The organism is Flavobacterium sp. PL02 (assembly GCF_035013205.1).
Taxonomy (GTDB): domain Bacteria; phylum Bacteroidota; class Bacteroidia; order Flavobacteriales; family Flavobacteriaceae; genus Flavobacterium.
The window spans coordinates 1-16,307 of the sequence record NZ_JAYGJP010000004.1; the positions used below are offsets into that span (position 1 = coordinate 1).

Annotated in this window: 11 protein-coding genes; 6 read left to right on the forward strand and 5 right to left on the reverse strand. The window is 34.9% G+C overall.

The window, feature by feature from the left end:
• The coding region (locus SHI72_RS13515; protein WP_323490263.1) for an OmpA family protein at positions 1-1,267 on the forward strand (1,267 nt) is incomplete at its 5' end.
• Positions 1,268-1,451: 184 nt separating this feature from the next.
• Here SHI72_RS13515 and SHI72_RS13520 read toward each other — a convergent pair.
• Positions 1,452-2,027: a helix-turn-helix transcriptional regulator gene (locus SHI72_RS13520; protein WP_207621520.1), complete on the reverse strand. Its 576-nt coding sequence runs from the start codon at positions 2,025-2,027 to the stop codon at positions 1,452-1,454.
• A gap of 657 nt (positions 2,028-2,684) precedes the next feature.
• On the opposite strand from SHI72_RS13520, the gene SHI72_RS13525 reads away from it, so the two are divergent.
• From SHI72_RS13525 to SHI72_RS13540, 4 genes are all read left to right on the forward strand, one after another.
• The gene (locus SHI72_RS13525) at positions 2,685-3,182 is read left to right on the forward strand and encodes a DUF2480 family protein (RefSeq protein WP_323490264.1); all 498 of its coding nucleotides are present in this window, start codon (positions 2,685-2,687) and stop codon (positions 3,180-3,182) included.
• A gap of 8 nt (positions 3,183-3,190) precedes the next feature.
• Positions 3,191-4,315, forward strand: coding sequence for an efflux RND transporter periplasmic adaptor subunit (locus SHI72_RS13530; protein ID WP_323490265.1), 1,125 nt, complete (start codon positions 3,191-3,193; stop codon positions 4,313-4,315).
• A 6-nt stretch (positions 4,316-4,321) separates the two neighbouring features.
• Positions 4,322-7,471, forward strand: a complete 3,150-nt coding sequence (locus tag SHI72_RS13535) for an efflux RND transporter permease subunit (RefSeq protein WP_323490266.1) — start codon at positions 4,322-4,324, stop codon at positions 7,469-7,471.
• A gap of 270 nt (positions 7,472-7,741) precedes the next feature.
• Entirely contained in the window at positions 7,742-9,127 is a 1,386-nt protein-coding gene (locus SHI72_RS13540; protein ID WP_323490267.1) for an efflux transporter outer membrane subunit, read from the forward strand.
• Between the two features lie 96 nt (positions 9,128-9,223).
• Here the strand turns inward: SHI72_RS13540 and SHI72_RS13545 are convergent, their stop codons facing one another.
• Positions 9,224-10,015, reverse strand: a complete 792-nt coding sequence (locus SHI72_RS13545; RefSeq protein ID WP_323490268.1) for a helix-turn-helix transcriptional regulator — start codon at positions 10,013-10,015, stop codon at positions 9,224-9,226.
• A gap of 67 nt (positions 10,016-10,082) precedes the next feature.
• Here SHI72_RS13545 and SHI72_RS13550 point away from each other — a divergent pair, with 67 nt between their 5' ends.
• Entirely contained in the window at positions 10,083-10,730 is a 648-nt protein-coding gene (locus SHI72_RS13550) for a DUF1349 domain-containing protein (RefSeq protein WP_323490269.1), read from the forward strand.
• Between the two features lie 503 nt (positions 10,731-11,233).
• Here SHI72_RS13550 and SHI72_RS13555 read toward each other — a convergent pair.
• From SHI72_RS13555 to SHI72_RS13565, 3 genes are all read right to left on the reverse strand, one after another.
• Complete coding sequence (locus SHI72_RS13555) at positions 11,234-12,643, reverse strand: MFS transporter (RefSeq protein WP_323490270.1); 1,410 nt, start codon at positions 12,641-12,643, stop codon at positions 11,234-11,236.
• A 31-nt stretch (positions 12,644-12,674) separates the two neighbouring features.
• Positions 12,675-13,745: a nitronate monooxygenase gene (locus SHI72_RS13560; protein WP_323490271.1), complete on the reverse strand. Its 1,071-nt coding sequence runs from the start codon at positions 13,743-13,745 to the stop codon at positions 12,675-12,677.
• Between the two features lie 503 nt (positions 13,746-14,248).
• On the reverse strand, positions 14,249-16,243 hold the full coding sequence (locus SHI72_RS13565) for a TonB-dependent receptor (protein ID WP_323490272.1): 1,995 nt from the start codon (positions 16,241-16,243) through the stop codon (positions 14,249-14,251).
• Positions 16,244-16,307 lie beyond the last annotated feature (64 nt).

Genomic DNA, 16,307 nt, shown 5'->3' on the forward strand with positions numbered 1-16,307 from the left:
AACAATGTACTTTACAAGAAACAACTACCTGGAAGGAAAAAGAGGCAAAGACAACCAAAAAATCACCCTGTTAAAACTCTATAAAGCAGAACAAATCGATGGCAAATGGACCAACGTAAGCGAGCTACCATTTAATAGTGACCAGTACAGCACCGCACATCCAGCACTAAGCAATGACGAGAAAAAACTATACTTCGCCTCCGATATGCCAGGAACCCTGGGGCAATCCGATTTGTATAGCGTAACAATAAACAGCGACAAAAGCTTTGGAAAACCAGAAAACCTGGGAAAAACGATCAATACCGAAGGCAGAGAAACCTTCCCGTTTATGGCAAACGACAACCAGCTATATTTTGCCAGCGACGGACGACCAGGACTAGGCGGACTCGATGTATACGTTACCAAAATCAATGATAACAACAACGATAAGAACAACAACGATAACACCTTTACAACAGTACAAAACGTAGGCGCACCAATAAATAGCAAACAAGACGATTTTGCATTTATCATCGATAGCGAAACCCAAAAAGGATACTTCACCTCCAACCGAGAAGGAGGAAACGGCAACGATGATATTTACAAACTAACCCAAACAAGAAAACTAAACTGCGAGCAAACCCTAAAAGGAATAGTAAGCGACAAAGAAACCAACGCCATACTAGAGAACGCCAAAGTAACCCTGCTCGACGAGCAATTTAAAACAATAGGCGAGGTTACAACAGTAGCAAACGGAACATACAGCTTTAAGGTAGATTGTAACAAAACCTATCATGTAAGAGTAGCCAAAGAAGATTATGAAACGATAGAAACTCCAGTAATCATAAAAGAACAATCAGGAGAAACAAACCTAAATATAAAATTAGAAAAACGCATCAAGCCAATCACAGTAGGAACCGATTTAGCCAAAACGCTAAACATACCTATCATCTATTTTGATTTAGATAAATCCATCATCCGCAAAGATGCCGCCTTCGAACTAGAGAAAATCCTGGCGGTAATGCAGCAATACCCAAAGATGAAAATCGATATCCGCTCCCATACCGATAGTCGTCAAACAGCCAAATACAACCTGGCATTATCAGACAGAAGAGCCAAATCAACCCAACAATGGTTGATAAAAAACGGAATTAAATCTAATCGATTAACCGCCAAAGGATATGGTGAGAGTCAATTAGTAAACCACTGTTCCGATGGAGTTCCTTGCACCGAAGCTGAACACCAATTGAACAGAAGAAGTGAATTTATTGTTGTTTCAATGGACTAAATTTAATTAATTGTCAATCAATCAAAAGCCCTTTCTAAAATTTAGAAAGGGCTTTTTTAGCTTTCAGTTTCAGTTTTCAGTAGCAGAGAAATTAACCGCAAAGAGCGCAAAGGTTTTTTCGCAAAGCTTTACTGTAAACTGATACTATAAACTGCCACTGAAAACCGCGACTAAAAACTGAAAACTAAATACTAATCTGATAGGCACATCTTCTTTCGCCCGCAATGATATGACTCACACGATTAATGCTAACTTCTTTTCCTAATACAGATCTAAATGTATTTAATTCGGAAGAACAAAAACCTTGGCAAATTGTTGCAGCAGCGCAAATAGGACAGTGATTTTCGACAAAAAGATACCCATCGTCATTCTTAGCGTATTCCGCCATATAACCTTCTCTTGTTCTTATTTCGACAAGTTTTTCTATTTTTTGTTCCAAATCATTAATAGTATCAATTTCTTCATGATACTTCTTTTTCCCAGATTCTTCATACACATCAATAACCGCTTGCATAGTATCTCCACCCATAGCGTTAATAATATTAATTAGCTTTAGGGTTAATTCGGCATGCGTATCAGGAAACTTCGAATTTCCATTCGCCGTAAGGCTAAAAGTTTTTTGAGGTCTACCAACACCTTTAGACTCTTCCTGAGGATGAATAAAATCTTCTTCAACAAGTTTAAGTAGTTGTTGTCTAACGCCTTCCTTTGTTATCTTAAGCTCATGCGCAATCTCAAGAGCCGTAAGGGGACCTCGCATTTTGAGCAACATTAAAATCTTATTTGTAGTCATAAATTAATAAAACAAGTATTTAGTTGTTTTATTATGCAAAAATATTAATTTTGCATAACTTATCAAAGCTCATTGCCAGATATTATTATCCTAAGAGCAATCAATATTGAGAGTTACAGAAATTATTAATGCAAACTATAGATTATGGTACTAGAATTACAATCACCACCCATTAGTTCATATGATAGGATTAATTTACCTGTATATATCGTTCCGTACTGGAATGTGTTAATGAAAATCTACAAATAGTACATACTCTCTATTATAGATTTTAGAAATCTCAAAAACCTTTAGTTAATGATTAATGTAATCTTTTGAGAGTAAAATAATATTTAACACATAGAAACATAGATTTGAATTAAATCTTGAGATGTTTTCAAGAAAATCATAATTTTTTCGCATAGCGCTATGTGATTTATTTTGAGTGAAACGTCTTTTTTACGCTTTGTTAACTATGTTTCTATGTGTTAAAATAATTATCTAAAATTAAAGTGTTTTTTACAGCGTGCTCAACATACTAGAAAAATAGTATTCAAGTTGGGCGGGGGAGACCTATGTCCAAAAATTAGCAAAACTCAAAAATTAAAATTCAATAAATAACTCAATTTTTTAATAATCCAAAATATGGAAATAATAAATAAAATAGATGCTTCAGGCATACAAACTCTCGATTTACGGTCGTATAAACCCATCGAAAATGATTTTATAATATTTGATATTGTACCATTTCTTATAGAAGATTTTATGTTACAAGAAAAGACATTCCGATTAGAAATGACCAATATTGATTGGAACCAATATAAAGGGAAAGATGTAGTAATCACTTGTTCCAATGATGCCATAGTTCCGCTTTGGACGTATGTATTAATCAGTTCATTACTAGCTCCGCATGCATCGATAGTGGTGTATTCGACAACTGGAAATCACAAAGGAATTTTATGGATGGAAAGAATAAGGAAAATAGAATTTTCGGCTTTTATCAATCAAAAAGTAGTGCTAAAAGCCAATTCGTCCATACCCGAAGAAGTTCTTGTATTGGCCACAAGCCAATTAATTAAATATGTACAAACCCTAATGTGGGGAGAAGCAGGTTCTCCTTTAATGATTTACAAAAGAAAATAAACGAAATAATGAAAAGAAGAATAGCAATACTGATTATAGGAACACTTTTGATAGTTTCATGTAATTCCAAAAACGCAGAACAAACAGAAAGTCCAGTAGCATATCCTACGCTTACGATAAAGGCGCAAAAAGCCAATGTTTCAGTCGAATTTCCAACGACTTTAGAAGGAGAACAAACTGTCGAAATACGCTCTAAAGTAGATGGATATATAGAGCAGGTTTATGTAGAAGAAGGTTCGGCTGTAGCCAAAGGACAACCTTTATTTAAAATAGATGCCAATAGTTATTTGCAGGAAGTAAATAATAAGAAAGCAGCAGTTCTTGCAGCCGAAGCAAGTCTGGAAACCTCCGTTATCCAGACTAAAAGAACAGCAGCTTTAGCAGAAAAGAAAATTATAAATAACTATGAATTGACATCTGCTAAAAATATTGAACGAGTAAAAAGAGCCGAATTAAGCCAGGCAAATGCCGATTTATCTGCGTCTAAATCCAAACTTGCTTTTACCAATATTGTGAGCCCGATAAATGGAGTTGTAGGAAGCTTGCCTTTTAAAATAGGAAGTTTAGTAAGCAGTTCGGCACCAGACCCTTTAACTACGGTTGCTAATACCAAAAATATCTTTGCTTATTTTTCTTTAAGTCAGCAACAATTAAACTCTTTTTTGAGTCAGTATTCAGGGAATCAATTAAAAGATAAATTCAAAAATATGCCCGAGGTTTCGTTAGTAACTGCCGATGGGGGAACTTATCCATCAAAAGGAAAAATCCAGACTTTAAGCGGAGTATTAAATGCAAGTACTGGTTCGGCAAATTTTAAAGCAGTTTTCCCAAATCCAGAAGGCAAATTATGGAGTGGAGCAAGTGCCACAATTGTCATTCCAACACAGTTTGAAACTGCGATTTTAGTTCCTAAAAAAGCAGTATTTGAGTTGCAGGGACGCTTTTTTGTATTTACTGTAGATGCGCAAAATGTAGTGCATAATACCGAAATAAAAATAAGAAACACCTCAACAGAAAAAGAATATGTAGTAACCGAAGGCGTAAAATCTGGAGATACTATAATTACAGATGGAATAGGGAATTTAAGGGATGGAGTGAAAATCGCACCGATAGTTCCTTCATCAAAAAAATAAAAAGACATGTTTAGAAAATTTATAGAAAATCCGGTATTATCCACCGTAATATCGATAATAATAGTGATTTTAGGATTGCTGGGATTAGCTTCCCTGCCCATATCACAATATCCCGAAATTGCGCCACCTACAGTTGTTGTAACCGCTTCTTACCAAGGAGCAAGTGCCGATGTGGTTATGAAAAGTGTAATTGTTCCGCTTGAAGAACAAATAAACGGAGTCGAGAATATGACCTATATGACATCTACGGCAAGTAGTAATGGTAGCGCGTCGATAACCATATTCTTTAAGCAGGGAACAAATCCCGATATGGCAGCGGTAAACGTTCAGAACAGAGTTACTAAAGCTACAAGTTTGTTATCAAATGAGGTTATTAAATCGGGTATTACAACTAGCAAACAATTAAGTAGTACCGCCTTTAGTTTCTTGTTATATAGCAAAGATGGAAAGTACGACGAAAAATTTCTTGATAATTATTTGAGGATAAATATCATGCCCGAGATGAAACGTGTTGAAGGAGTAGGAGGAACTGAAATTTATAGCAGTCAGGAATATTCAATGCGTATTTGGTTAAAACCCGATGCAATGGCAAATCAAGGATTAGTTCCAGACGATATTATTAAAGCATTACAAGAACAAAATATTGAAGCTGCACCTGGAAAAATTGGAGAAAACAGTAAAGAATCGGTACAGTATGCTCTAAAATTTACTGGAAGACTTGAAAACCCTGCAGAGTTTGAAAACATTGTTTTGAGAAGCGGTAAACAAGGAAGTTTATTACGCTTAAAAGATGTTGCCGATATTGAGTTTGGTGCTTTAGATTATACCACTTCATTAATCACCCAAGGAAAAGTTTCTTCGGGAGGAGCGATAAGTCAGATTTCAGGATCTAATGCTCGAGAATTAATTATTGCTTGTGAAGACATATTAAAAAAAGCATCTAAGGATTTTCCTCCGGGATTAGAGTACCATACTTTCTTAAATGCCAATGATTTTCTAGACGCATCTATCGAAAAGGTAATCTATACGATTATCGAAGCTTTTATTTTGGTTTTTATAGTTGTGTTTATCTTTTTACAAGATTTTAGGTCAACATTAATTCCGGCGATTGCAGTTCCTGTATCGATTATTGGTACTTTCTTTTTCTTGAAACTATTCGGATTTACGATTAATTTATTGACACTTTTTGCTTTGGTTCTTGCCATTGGTATTGTGGTCGATGATGCGATTGTAGTCGTCGAGGCAGTTCATGCCAAACTTGACCAAGGTGCAAAATCGGCTAAGAAAGCAACCATTCATGCTATGAGCGAGATTAGCGGAGCGATAATATCTATTACCTTAATTATGTCGGCGGTATTTATTCCTGTTACATTTATTACAGGTTCGGCGGGTGTATTTTACAAGCAATTTGGTTTAACATTGGCAGTAGCCATATTAATTTCGGCAATTAATGCATTGACTTTAAGTCCTGCACTTTGTGCTATTTTATTAAAACCACACGACCCAGAAAAATCAAATCATCCTAAAGGTTTCTTACCAAGATTCTATGCGAGTTTTAATGTAGCTTTTGAAACGGTTACAAATAAATATATTAACGCAGTTCGATTCCTGATTCGCAGAAAATGGATTTCATTAGTTGCAATTGCACTATTCGGAATGGTATTTTATGCTTTAATAAAAACAACTCCAACTGGTTTTGTACCCAATGATGATGGAGGAGCTATTTTTGGGAATGTAGTTTTACCACCATCTTCGACTCTGGAACGTACCGAAGAAATTACTAAAGAAATAGATAGTATTGCGAGAAGTATTCCCGAAATAGAACTTTCATCTACCCTTTCGGGAATGGATTTAATTCACGGATCTGGAAGTTCTTACGGAGCATTATTCATTAGATTGAAACCTTGGAATGAAAGGAAAGGTAAAACTCAGGATGTTAATTCAATTGTGAGTCAGTTGTTTGAAAAAACTTCACATATAAAAGGAGCAAGTATCATTTTCTTTGCTGCACCAACCTTACAAGGATTTGGAAACAGCAACGGATTTGAAGTGCAACTGCAAGATAAAACGGGAGGAAGTTATCAGAATTTTGATAAGAATATCGGAAAGTTTATGGCAGCAATCAATCAGCGACCAGAGATAATGTATGCTACAAGTCCGTTTAATATTGGTTTCCCAGAAATGGAAGTCAATGTAAATGTGGCTAAATGTAAAGATGCGGGTGTATCTGTAAACACTGTTCTTAATACGCTTCAGGGTTATTTTGGTGGAATCTATGCTTCTGATATTAATAAGTTCGGAAAACAATATCGAGTAATGCTACAGTCACATCCTGATTACAGAGCGAAAGAAAGTGATATTAATAAAGTTTTTGTTCGAACAGATAAAGGGGCAATGGCACCAATTTCGGAGTTTGTAACATTAAAGAAAACGTATGGACCAGAATTTTTAAATCGTTTTAACCTGTTTACATCTACTACTGTTACTGGTGCGCCAAATGCAGGATATAGTTCTGGAGATGCGATAAAAGCAATCGAGGAAGTGGCAGCACAAACACTAGAAAGAGGGTATACTTATGAGTTTTCTGGTTTAACCAAAGAAGAACTTTCCAGCGGAAGTCAGACAACATTGATTTTCGGACTTTGTTTAATCTTTATTTACTTCTTGCTAAGTGCACAATACAAGAGTTATATTTTACCATTTTCGGTGTTGTTATCCTTACCAATAGGACTTGCAGGAGCCTTTATATTCGCGAATCTTTTTGGAGTAGATAATAATATTTTTCTTCAGATAAGTTTGATAATGTTGATTGGGCTTTTAGCCAAAAATGCCATTCTTATTGTAGAGTTTGCACTATTACATCGCTTAAGCGGAAGAAGCCTTGTGCAGTCGGCAATATTTGGAGCAAGAGCCAGATTACGACCTATTTTAATGACCTCGTTTGCTTTTATCTTCGGATTGATTCCGTTGATGATTGCTACTGGAGCAGGAGCATTAAGTAACAGGTCTATTGGTACAGCAGCCGTAGGCGGAATGTTGATTGGTACATTATTCGGGGTTTTTGTGATTCCGGTTTTGTTTATCATTTTTCAGGCTATGCAGGAAAAAGTTGGGGGAATAAAAGAACCCGCGCATGAGCCGAGAATGTTAGATTAGATTAGAAAGGAACAAAGGTTCTGAGATGCAAAGGTTCAGAGGGAATAGTTTTGCGATTATTTTACCGCAAAGGGCGCAAAGTTTTTTACATGGATGGTTTTATAAAAACGCAAAGTTCGCAAAGCTTTGTATTGAACCTGCTTTGCGAACTTTGCGTAAACCTTTGTGAACTCTGCGGTTAAATCCAGCTATAGATTAAAAAGATTTTACTGCTTTGTGAACTCTGCGGTTAATTTCACCCAAATAAATAAAAAATAAAAACATATAATAATGAAGAAATACAATTATAAAATAATAGTCATTATACTGATTGTTGCCAGTATATGGAGTTCGTGTAAAATCACGAAACCCTATACAAAACCTGCAACGACAGTAGAATATCGTGAGCCTGAAAATAAGGATACAACAAATATGGCAACGATGAAATGGTCGGAACTATTTACTGATGCAGCTTTGCAGCAACTTATTTCCGATGGACTGGCAGCAAATCTAGATTTAAAGATTGCGGTTGAACGCATTAACCAATCTACAGCAAATCTTAAACTGAAAAAAGCTGCTTTCTTGCCTTCGGTAGATGGGAATGTTTCGGTAAAAGAATCCAGATTGGCTTTCCCGCAAGGATTTGGACTTTTCGACCAATCAACACAATATGATTTGGGTATTACAGCAGGATGGGAAGTAGATGTTTGGGGAAAATTAAAAAGCGCCAAAAAAGGTGCCATTGCTAATTTATTGGCTACAGATGCTGCCAAACGTGCTATTCAGACTCAACTAATAGCCGATATTGCCAATTCGTATTATGAGTTGCTTATACTCGACGAACAATTAAAAGTACTTAAAAAGACAGCCAAAAATAGAGAAACAGATGCCGAAACAATTAAGGTTCTTTTCGAAAATTCTATTATTAATGGAGTAGCTGTTGTGCAGAGTGAAGCCAACTTTTATGAAGCTGAATTAGCGATTCCGGATATAGAACAAAAGATAACCGAAACCGAACATGCTTTATGTGTGCTTTTAGCAAAATCTCCAACTAAGATTGTACGTGGTTCTCTGGAACAACAAAAGCTTGTTTATGATTTAAAAATTGGGGTTCCGATGCAGCTTTTGGCAAACAGACCAGATGTACAACAAGCCGAATATAATTTTAGAGCCGCATTTGAAGAAAGTAATGTAGCAAGAGCTTATTTTTATCCTAGTTTGACTATTAGTGGAGCAGCTGGTTTTTCAAGCTTCGGATTAAAAGATTGGTTTACAAACGGTGGACTTTTTGGCAATATAGCCGGAGGGCTTGCACAACCAATTTTTAATAAAGGAATCAATAAAGCGAGATTGGCAACAGCATTGTCTTTGCAAAAAGAAGCGTTGTATAATTTTGAACTTTCGATGTTAAAAGCAAGTGAAGAAGTTTCGAATGCATTGTCTAAATATGATAACGCAGCTTTAAAAGAAGAAAAAAGGAAAAAACAGTTAGAAGCATTATTTAAAGCGGTAGATTTTAATAAAGAATTATTAAACAATTCGACGACTAATTATACCGATGTGTTAACAGCCGAACAAAATTTACTAAATGCACAATTAAGAGGAATTGATGATCAAAGTCAGAAATTGCATGCCGTTGTAAACTTGTATCGCGCGCTTGGCGGTGGATGGAATTAATTTAAAAAATAAATGATAATTATTTAATTTATTGGTTTTATTTGAAGTAGGGGATAGTTGAATTGAAAAACTATCCCTTCTTTTTTTTTGGAAATTCTAACGTGGTATTAATCCCGTGGCATTTGCAATTCTGCAGGCTTCCATGGCATTATTAACATTGAGTTTTTCAAAAATATTTTGGCGATGCCTATTTACTGTATGTATGCTCAGGGACAGTTTATCTGCGATTTCTTTGCTTCGCATTCCCAAATTAATAAGCTGAATAATTTCACCTTCTCTTATCGATAGCAAATCATCAAAACGGCCTTGTTCGCTATCTAAAATTACCCCTGTAGCGGTATTAATAATCACTCCATCAGGAACATCAAATCCAGGATAATCGTATACCATGTTGTATAAGCAAAGTACTAGTGAAATATTTCCTTCATCTGTGCTGCTAAGGTATAGTAAGCGATGTTTTATCAGAAGATATTTGCCCTCGTTGTTTTTAATTCTCAGTTTGGTAATTACATTATAATTAAGGCGCTCATTTAAACTAATAGATTTCAGTAGCTTAAAAAACTGAAACTCGAGGCGGTATTTTTTCTGAAGATCCTCTGGATGAACCCGGCTCAATAATTCATCTTCCCAAATAGAGTTTATGGATGTTTGCTTGGGTTCAAATCCCAGTTGCTGAGCGACTCCGCCAGAATAAATATAACTTTTCCTTTCTTTTAAATCGCTAAGTACACTAATTGTGTTTTCTAGTTTGGCGTATAGTTTAGCGATCATTTTACCATCGTTGAGTTGCATATTAGGCTGAGAAAAACCTGAAAAAGGCTGAGAAAATAGTTTTATATCAAGTAACTCACGAATATTTTCAGTATCCTGATGGTTATTTATAGCCATTTGATGTAGAATATTAATTTATAATTTTGGAACGCACAAGGTAACATTTCAAATCTATAACAAACTTATGAAAAAAACTATATTAGCTATTGGCCTCTTACTGAGCTTAACTGAAATAAATGCACAGAGTCTTGAAAAAATGAATTGGTTTAATGAACCTGAAAAATGGCAGATAAAAGACAATAGCTTAATTATGCAGGTTACACCAAAAAGTGATTATTGGAGAATCTCGCATTATGGATTTACTGTTGATGATGGTCCATTTTATTACAGTATGTACGGAGGTGAATTTGAAACAAAAGTAAAACTAACAGGAAATTATAAAACCCGTTTCGACCAGATGGGGCTTATGATTCGTGTAGATGAAAAAAATTATATTAAAACTGGTGTTGAGTTTGTAGACGGTAAATTTAATATCAGTACGGTTGTAACACATGAAAAGAGCGACTGGAGTGTGAACGTACTAGACAAAGTTCCTCCTTTTGTATGGATTAAGGCTGTACGCAGATTAGACGCTGTAGAAATTTATTATTCTTTGGATGATAAAAACTATATTCTGACCCGTAATGCTCCGTTGCAGGATAATATTCCTGTTATGGTAGGACTTATGGCAGCTTGTCCTGATGGAAACGGATTTGAAGCAAAATTCGAAAATTTTTCTGTGAAACATCTTGCAGATCAGAGACGTTTAGAATGGCTTAAAAATCACCAATAAGGCTTTTTTACATTGTTCGGATGGTTCTAAATTTGAAAGCTTTTTGGGGCTATTTAATAAAGAATGATTAAAAACACATAAGCTTTTAATATTAATGCTGTCTATAAGAGAACAACCTTCAACATATGAAATTTATTCTATCACTATTTATTCATGTATTTTTTTTTATCTTTTTAAACTTAGAAAAAATATATAAAGAAAAGCCGTTAAGACCATCTGACAAATTATGTAAAAATGCAACTCATAAACGCGTTGAGATAGAAAATGATAAAATTTACGGGAATAATTTGGCGGTAAATGATTAAGGTCAAATTCCATATTTTAATGATGATTTTGCTCAATGCTTTTGCACAAAAAGAATGAAGTCCAATCATTTATTCGACGATAAATATATAGTAGAAAAGAAAAAAGAGATATAAAAAAGCCTGTAAGTATTATGTTTACAGGTTTTTTTATAAAATTATGTCAAGTAATTTATTGCTATGGTGATGCAAAAAATGCAGTTAAATTCCTGACTTTAAATTGTCACCATCTTTATCATGCAGTCTTCTGAAAACTAAACCAGATAGAATTGTCAAAAAGCCCACAACTAAAAATGTATATCGAAAAGCATTGTGAATTTCGTTGTGAATGAGTTTTACATCACCCTGAAAAATTTTGAGAACCAATAATCCGAAAGCAATACCAAAACCAATAGCCAACTGCTGATTTACAGAAACTAATGAGTTACCACTACTTGTATGATAGTTTCTTAAATCGGCAATAGAAATAGAATTCATAGAGGTAAACTGTATGGAGTTAAAGAAACCCAATACCGAAATAATTGGAACATACCAATAGATGGAAGTGTGAATGGATGGAATGGCAAGAGCACAAATTAGTACACCGATAATAAAAGTATTCACCATTAAAGTCTTTCTATATCCGTAAGTATTTAAAATTTTAATTACTGCCGATTTTCCAAACATGGCAGTGAGAGCCATAGGAGCGACAATCCACCCCGAGGTTACTGCCGACTGACCGTAAGCAATCTGAATCATCATAGGTAATAATAAAGGGATTGAACTAAAACCCAAACGAGTAGCGAGATTACCTATTATGCCCACACGAAAGGTTCTTACCTGAAATAAATTTAAAGGAAAAAGAGGATTGTTGTCTGTCACAGCATGGCGATAGTACCAATACAACATTAAAAAACCTGCCATTAATATCAGTAAAACAGGTGTTAACTGAACTGTGTTGCCAAATAATTCTAAAGAAATAGACAAGAGGAGCGATGCTGCTGCAAAGATAAGGAAGCCTTTTAAATCAAAATCGATTATAGGTGATTTGTAATCAGGCATGTATTTTAAGCTTAAAAGAATACCAATAATTCCAAACGGAATATTGATCAGGAAAATCCAGTGCCATGATAAATAATCGACCATATACCCACCAACCAATGGACCCAATACCGGACCAATTAAGGCAGGAATGATGGCAAAATTCATTGCCTTTAATAACTCTTTTTTAGGGAATGTTTTAATAAGTGCAAGCTTTCCTACTGGTGTCATTAAACTTCCTCCAATACCCTGAATCACACGGGAAAAAACCAAATGAGTTAAATTTTGGGAAAGCGAACAGAATAAAGACCCAACACTAAATAACAATAACGCAAACATAAATACTTTCTTGGTGCCGAATTTATCAGATAAAAATCCGCTAACAGGCATAAAGAGTGCTAAGGTCAGAACATAGCTGATAATAGCATTTTGCATGTCCAGCGGTGATTCGTTTAAATCTTTGGCAATAGAAGTTATCGATGTGTTGAGGATGGTAGAATCGAGCATTTGCATAAAAATAGAAGTCGCCAAAATAAGTGGTAATACTTTTTTGACTGTTTCATTGTTTTGCCCTGCACTATTTGCATTCATATTTTTGTTTGGTTAGAATTTAAATATGGATTTATTTCAATATTTTATTAGTTTTATTAATTAAGGAGAGCATTAATTCTTTGGCATTAGTATGCTTTAGATTAATTGCATTTTGTCCAGACCAGAAATTAATCAATTCGGTTTTGCCTTGAGCGAATGCAGCAGTTTTAAGAGCGGCTATTAATCTTGTCTGAAGCGGAAATGGTAATACTTCGGTTTCAAACTTTATTTCTTCGGCAATGCGATTGGTCATCATTCTTCCCATTCTTCCAGTAAGCGATTTAGAAAGTATGGTATATTGTGAAGCTTCAGAGAATAATGCTTTTTTATGTTCGGGTGTGGCACCCGATTCATCACAAGCTAAAAAAGCGGTACCTAATTGTACTGCATCAGCACCTAAAGTAAGTGCTGCAGCAACACCTTTAGCATCTACAATACCTCCGGCGGCTATAATGGGTGTTTTTATCTTGGCTTTCAGCTGTTGTACTAAGGCAAATGTACCTGTTAAAGAATCTTCTGCGGGTTTTAGAAAAGAAGGGCGATGACCACCAGCTTCAAAACCTGCTGCAACAATAGCATCAACTTTATGACTTTCGAGAAATAAAGCTTCGTCAAGGGTAGTAGCACTACCAACAGTTTTAATCCCTAAACGACGACATTCGTTTAATATATCTTCTGATGGAACTCCAAATGCAAAGCTGAAAACGGCAGGTTTTATCTGAAAAAGAACTTCAACTTGTTGTTCAAATTTTGATGGAATGTCAATATTTAGATCAGGAATCGGAATGTTTAATTGATCGAAATAAGGCTTAAATAAGTTTGTTATTCTTGCTAAACTTTCAGGCGAATAATTTTCCAATCGTTCATCGACATCCGATACCCACAAATTAATATTATATGGTTTGTCTGTTGCTGCATTTATTTTATTGCCAGCTTCCAGAATTTCTTGTGGTGTAAGCGTATAAGCTCCAAAACTACCCAAACCTCCCGCATCTGAAACTGAAGTAAGTAAATCTACAGTAGAAAAACCTGCACCTAATGGACCTTGAAGAATAGGATATTTAATTTTCAGAATTTTGGTTAATTTGGTTTTGTGCCACATAATTTTAGTTCTTTCTTAGGATTAATGACAGAGGTAATTATTAGTAAACAAGATTTTTATTTACTGTTGATATCAAAATTAATCATTTCTGAATTAAGAAAATAACAACAATAGCGCGGATTTTGAATCTGTGCACACAAACAAAGTTATTTAGTATATACTTTTCGTTTTGTTTATGTCTTATTGTAATGGGCATGGAAAGTATTTCCGCGCTATCGTTACTACAATTTTTCACGCAAAGACGCCAAGTCGCTAATGTTACATTAATTTTCTTTGTGGCTTTGCGTCTTAGCGAGAGATTTATTTGAGATTGCAAACACAAATAACATGTCATAAACATTGCCAACGGTTTTAACCGTTGGAACGTAATGTATTATCATAATCTGTATCACACGGTTGAAACCGGGAGCTATGGTCTAAATAGGATAGAATTTAAGAATGAAAGATATCTAGTGTCGCTACTTATCTTCTTAAGTATTTCTCCGTCTTCCTTAATATCTTACTTAAAACAAAATATAAGAAACATTAATAAAAAAGTTTCTTCCTTGTCTCGGAATTTTATTCCAATCGGAGAATGTGGTGTAATATTTATCAAGAATATTTTCGACTCCAGCCTGAACATTTAACTTGTTATCGTTCCATGGAAATGTATATCCAGAATTGAAATTAAAGATTACATAATCAGGTGTTTTGGTTTCTCCATATACTGAAGCGAATTTTGTTTGCGCCAGATTTCCAGATGCGCCAAATCCTAAATTAAAGTTCTCTTTTTTGTATTGAATGCTTCCCGAATAACGCAACGGACTTATAAATGGCAGATTATTGTTATCATCATCTTTTCCGTAGCTATAAACGAACATGGTTTTGAAGTTCCAGTTTTCGGCTATTTTATATTCCAGATTTAAATCGGTATTAAAAATTGATGCATAATTTAATGCATTATATACTTTTACTCCCGAGGCTCCAATAGTCATAGGATGTATGTTAGCATCAATTTTTCCGACGATATAATCCTGAATATGGAAAAAGGAAGAAGTTAGTCTTGAAGTAAATTTTTCGGTTTTAAACCCAAATGAAAGATTAGCCTCAAATGATTTTTCGTTTCTCAGATTTGGATTTCCTACATAATCATAAAAATCATTACTGTTGTACAAATAGTATCCATATCCTTCTGAAACTGAAGGTGCTCTTTCGCCGTAGGCTAAACCAAAACCATATTCTAATTTATCGTGATGCACGAGGTAATTCCCAGAAAGGCTTTTCAGAACTCTATTTTTGGATGCATCCATATCAGGATAAAAAATCTGTAGACTTTGTAAACCAAATTCATCAGCCACTTTATTAGAATGCATTCCGATGTTTGCAGAAATCTTAATGTCAGAATTTGGGGAAATTGCTATCCCATCTTCTAGATACAACCCGTTGTAGAATGTTCTAACATCCGGCCAAGTGTACATAAACATAGCATTTTCTTTGGGATTGTTAGGATACATTGTCATCTCGGCAATTGATTTGTTATAAAAACTATTCAGGTTTGCCATGAAATGATGGTTTTTAAATTTCCCTTTTAGTTTAGAGTAGTATCCGTAGGTGTCTGACCAACCCGGCATATCCATATGAATAGGGACGCTTGGTCTTTTTGTATCATCCATTCTGTGAGTAATGGTGTTAAAGTATACTTTGGTTTCCCAATTGGTAAAATATTCAGAAGCAGGAGTATAGCTATAACGCAACGAAGTTATTGTGGCTTTCGCCAAAGAAACGTCCATTGGTAGTGCAGGATAACCTACATCTGTAGCTTTATCATAAATTATCGAACCTTCTATTAAACTCTTTTTGTTTAAATAATAACCCCCTGTTGCCGATAGGTTGTATTTTGTAAACTGCGAAAAGTTTATTTCTTCATCGTTTCCCGCTTTGTAATTTTCTGCATCACGATACATAAAATCAGTATTGATATAAAAAGAACTATTGTTGTAGCCTATAGATGTTCCTATGATTTTATGTTGATTATTGGTTTCATATCCCGTTCTTAAATTCCCATTCCATCCTAATTCTCTTTGAGTAAGATTGGTTCGTTTTAAATCAATTCCACCGCCAATTGTAGGGCCATGACAACTTCCTTGCTGACCTGAAGCAATATTGGCTTCAGACAAGTTTGATATCTCTACATAAGAAGTTACAGGATCCATTTTATCGGTACAAGCTCCAAAAATTCGCATGCCATCAATCGTGATAACAGTGCGTTCAGTAGCCATACTATTGATAATAGGTTCGAGTGCATATCCGCCTCTTCGTACCATATTTACTTTAGATGATTGCTGTAAATATTCTTCGACAGTCGCAAGAGATTTAGGTTGTTTTTGAGATACTGGCGTTTTTTTTCCAATAACAATAATTTCATTAAGATCAATGGGCGAAATACTATCTTTTTCTTTTTTCTGTGCAAAGCAAATAGTTGAAAATGCTGCTAACAGAATTGTTGCTATAATTTTCATAATATCACAAATAGGGATGGACTAAGCGTTGCCACTTAGTCCTTATTTTGTTACTAATAAAATG

What these genes read in the sequence shown, in the direction of transcription:
- SHI72_RS13535 (WP_323490266.1), top strand. Translation starts at nt 4,322, where the DNA reads ATGTTTAGAAAATTTATAGAAAATCCGGTATTATCCACCGTAATATCG.
- SHI72_RS13520 (WP_207621520.1), bottom strand. Translation starts at nt 2,027, where the DNA reads ATGCGAGGTCCCCTTACGGCTCTTGAGATTGCGCATGAGCTTAAGATA.
- SHI72_RS13560 (WP_323490271.1), bottom strand. Translation starts at nt 13,745, where the DNA reads ATGTGGCACAAAACCAAATTAACCAAAATTCTGAAAATTAAATATCCT.
- SHI72_RS13545 (WP_323490268.1), bottom strand. Translation starts at nt 10,015, where the DNA reads ATGGCTATAAATAACCATCAGGATACTGAAAATATTCGTGAGTTACTT.
- SHI72_RS13550 (WP_323490269.1), top strand. Translation starts at nt 10,083, where the DNA reads ATGAAAAAAACTATATTAGCTATTGGCCTCTTACTGAGCTTAACTGAA.
- SHI72_RS13555 (WP_323490270.1), bottom strand. Translation starts at nt 12,643, where the DNA reads ATGAATGCAAATAGTGCAGGGCAAAACAATGAAACAGTCAAAAAAGTA.
- SHI72_RS13540 (WP_323490267.1), top strand. Translation starts at nt 7,742, where the DNA reads ATGAAGAAATACAATTATAAAATAATAGTCATTATACTGATTGTTGCC.
- SHI72_RS13530 (WP_323490265.1), top strand. Translation starts at nt 3,191, where the DNA reads ATGAAAAGAAGAATAGCAATACTGATTATAGGAACACTTTTGATAGTT.
- SHI72_RS13565 (WP_323490272.1), bottom strand. Translation starts at nt 16,243, where the DNA reads ATGAAAATTATAGCAACAATTCTGTTAGCAGCATTTTCAACTATTTGC.
- SHI72_RS13525 (WP_323490264.1), top strand. Translation starts at nt 2,685, where the DNA reads ATGGAAATAATAAATAAAATAGATGCTTCAGGCATACAAACTCTCGAT.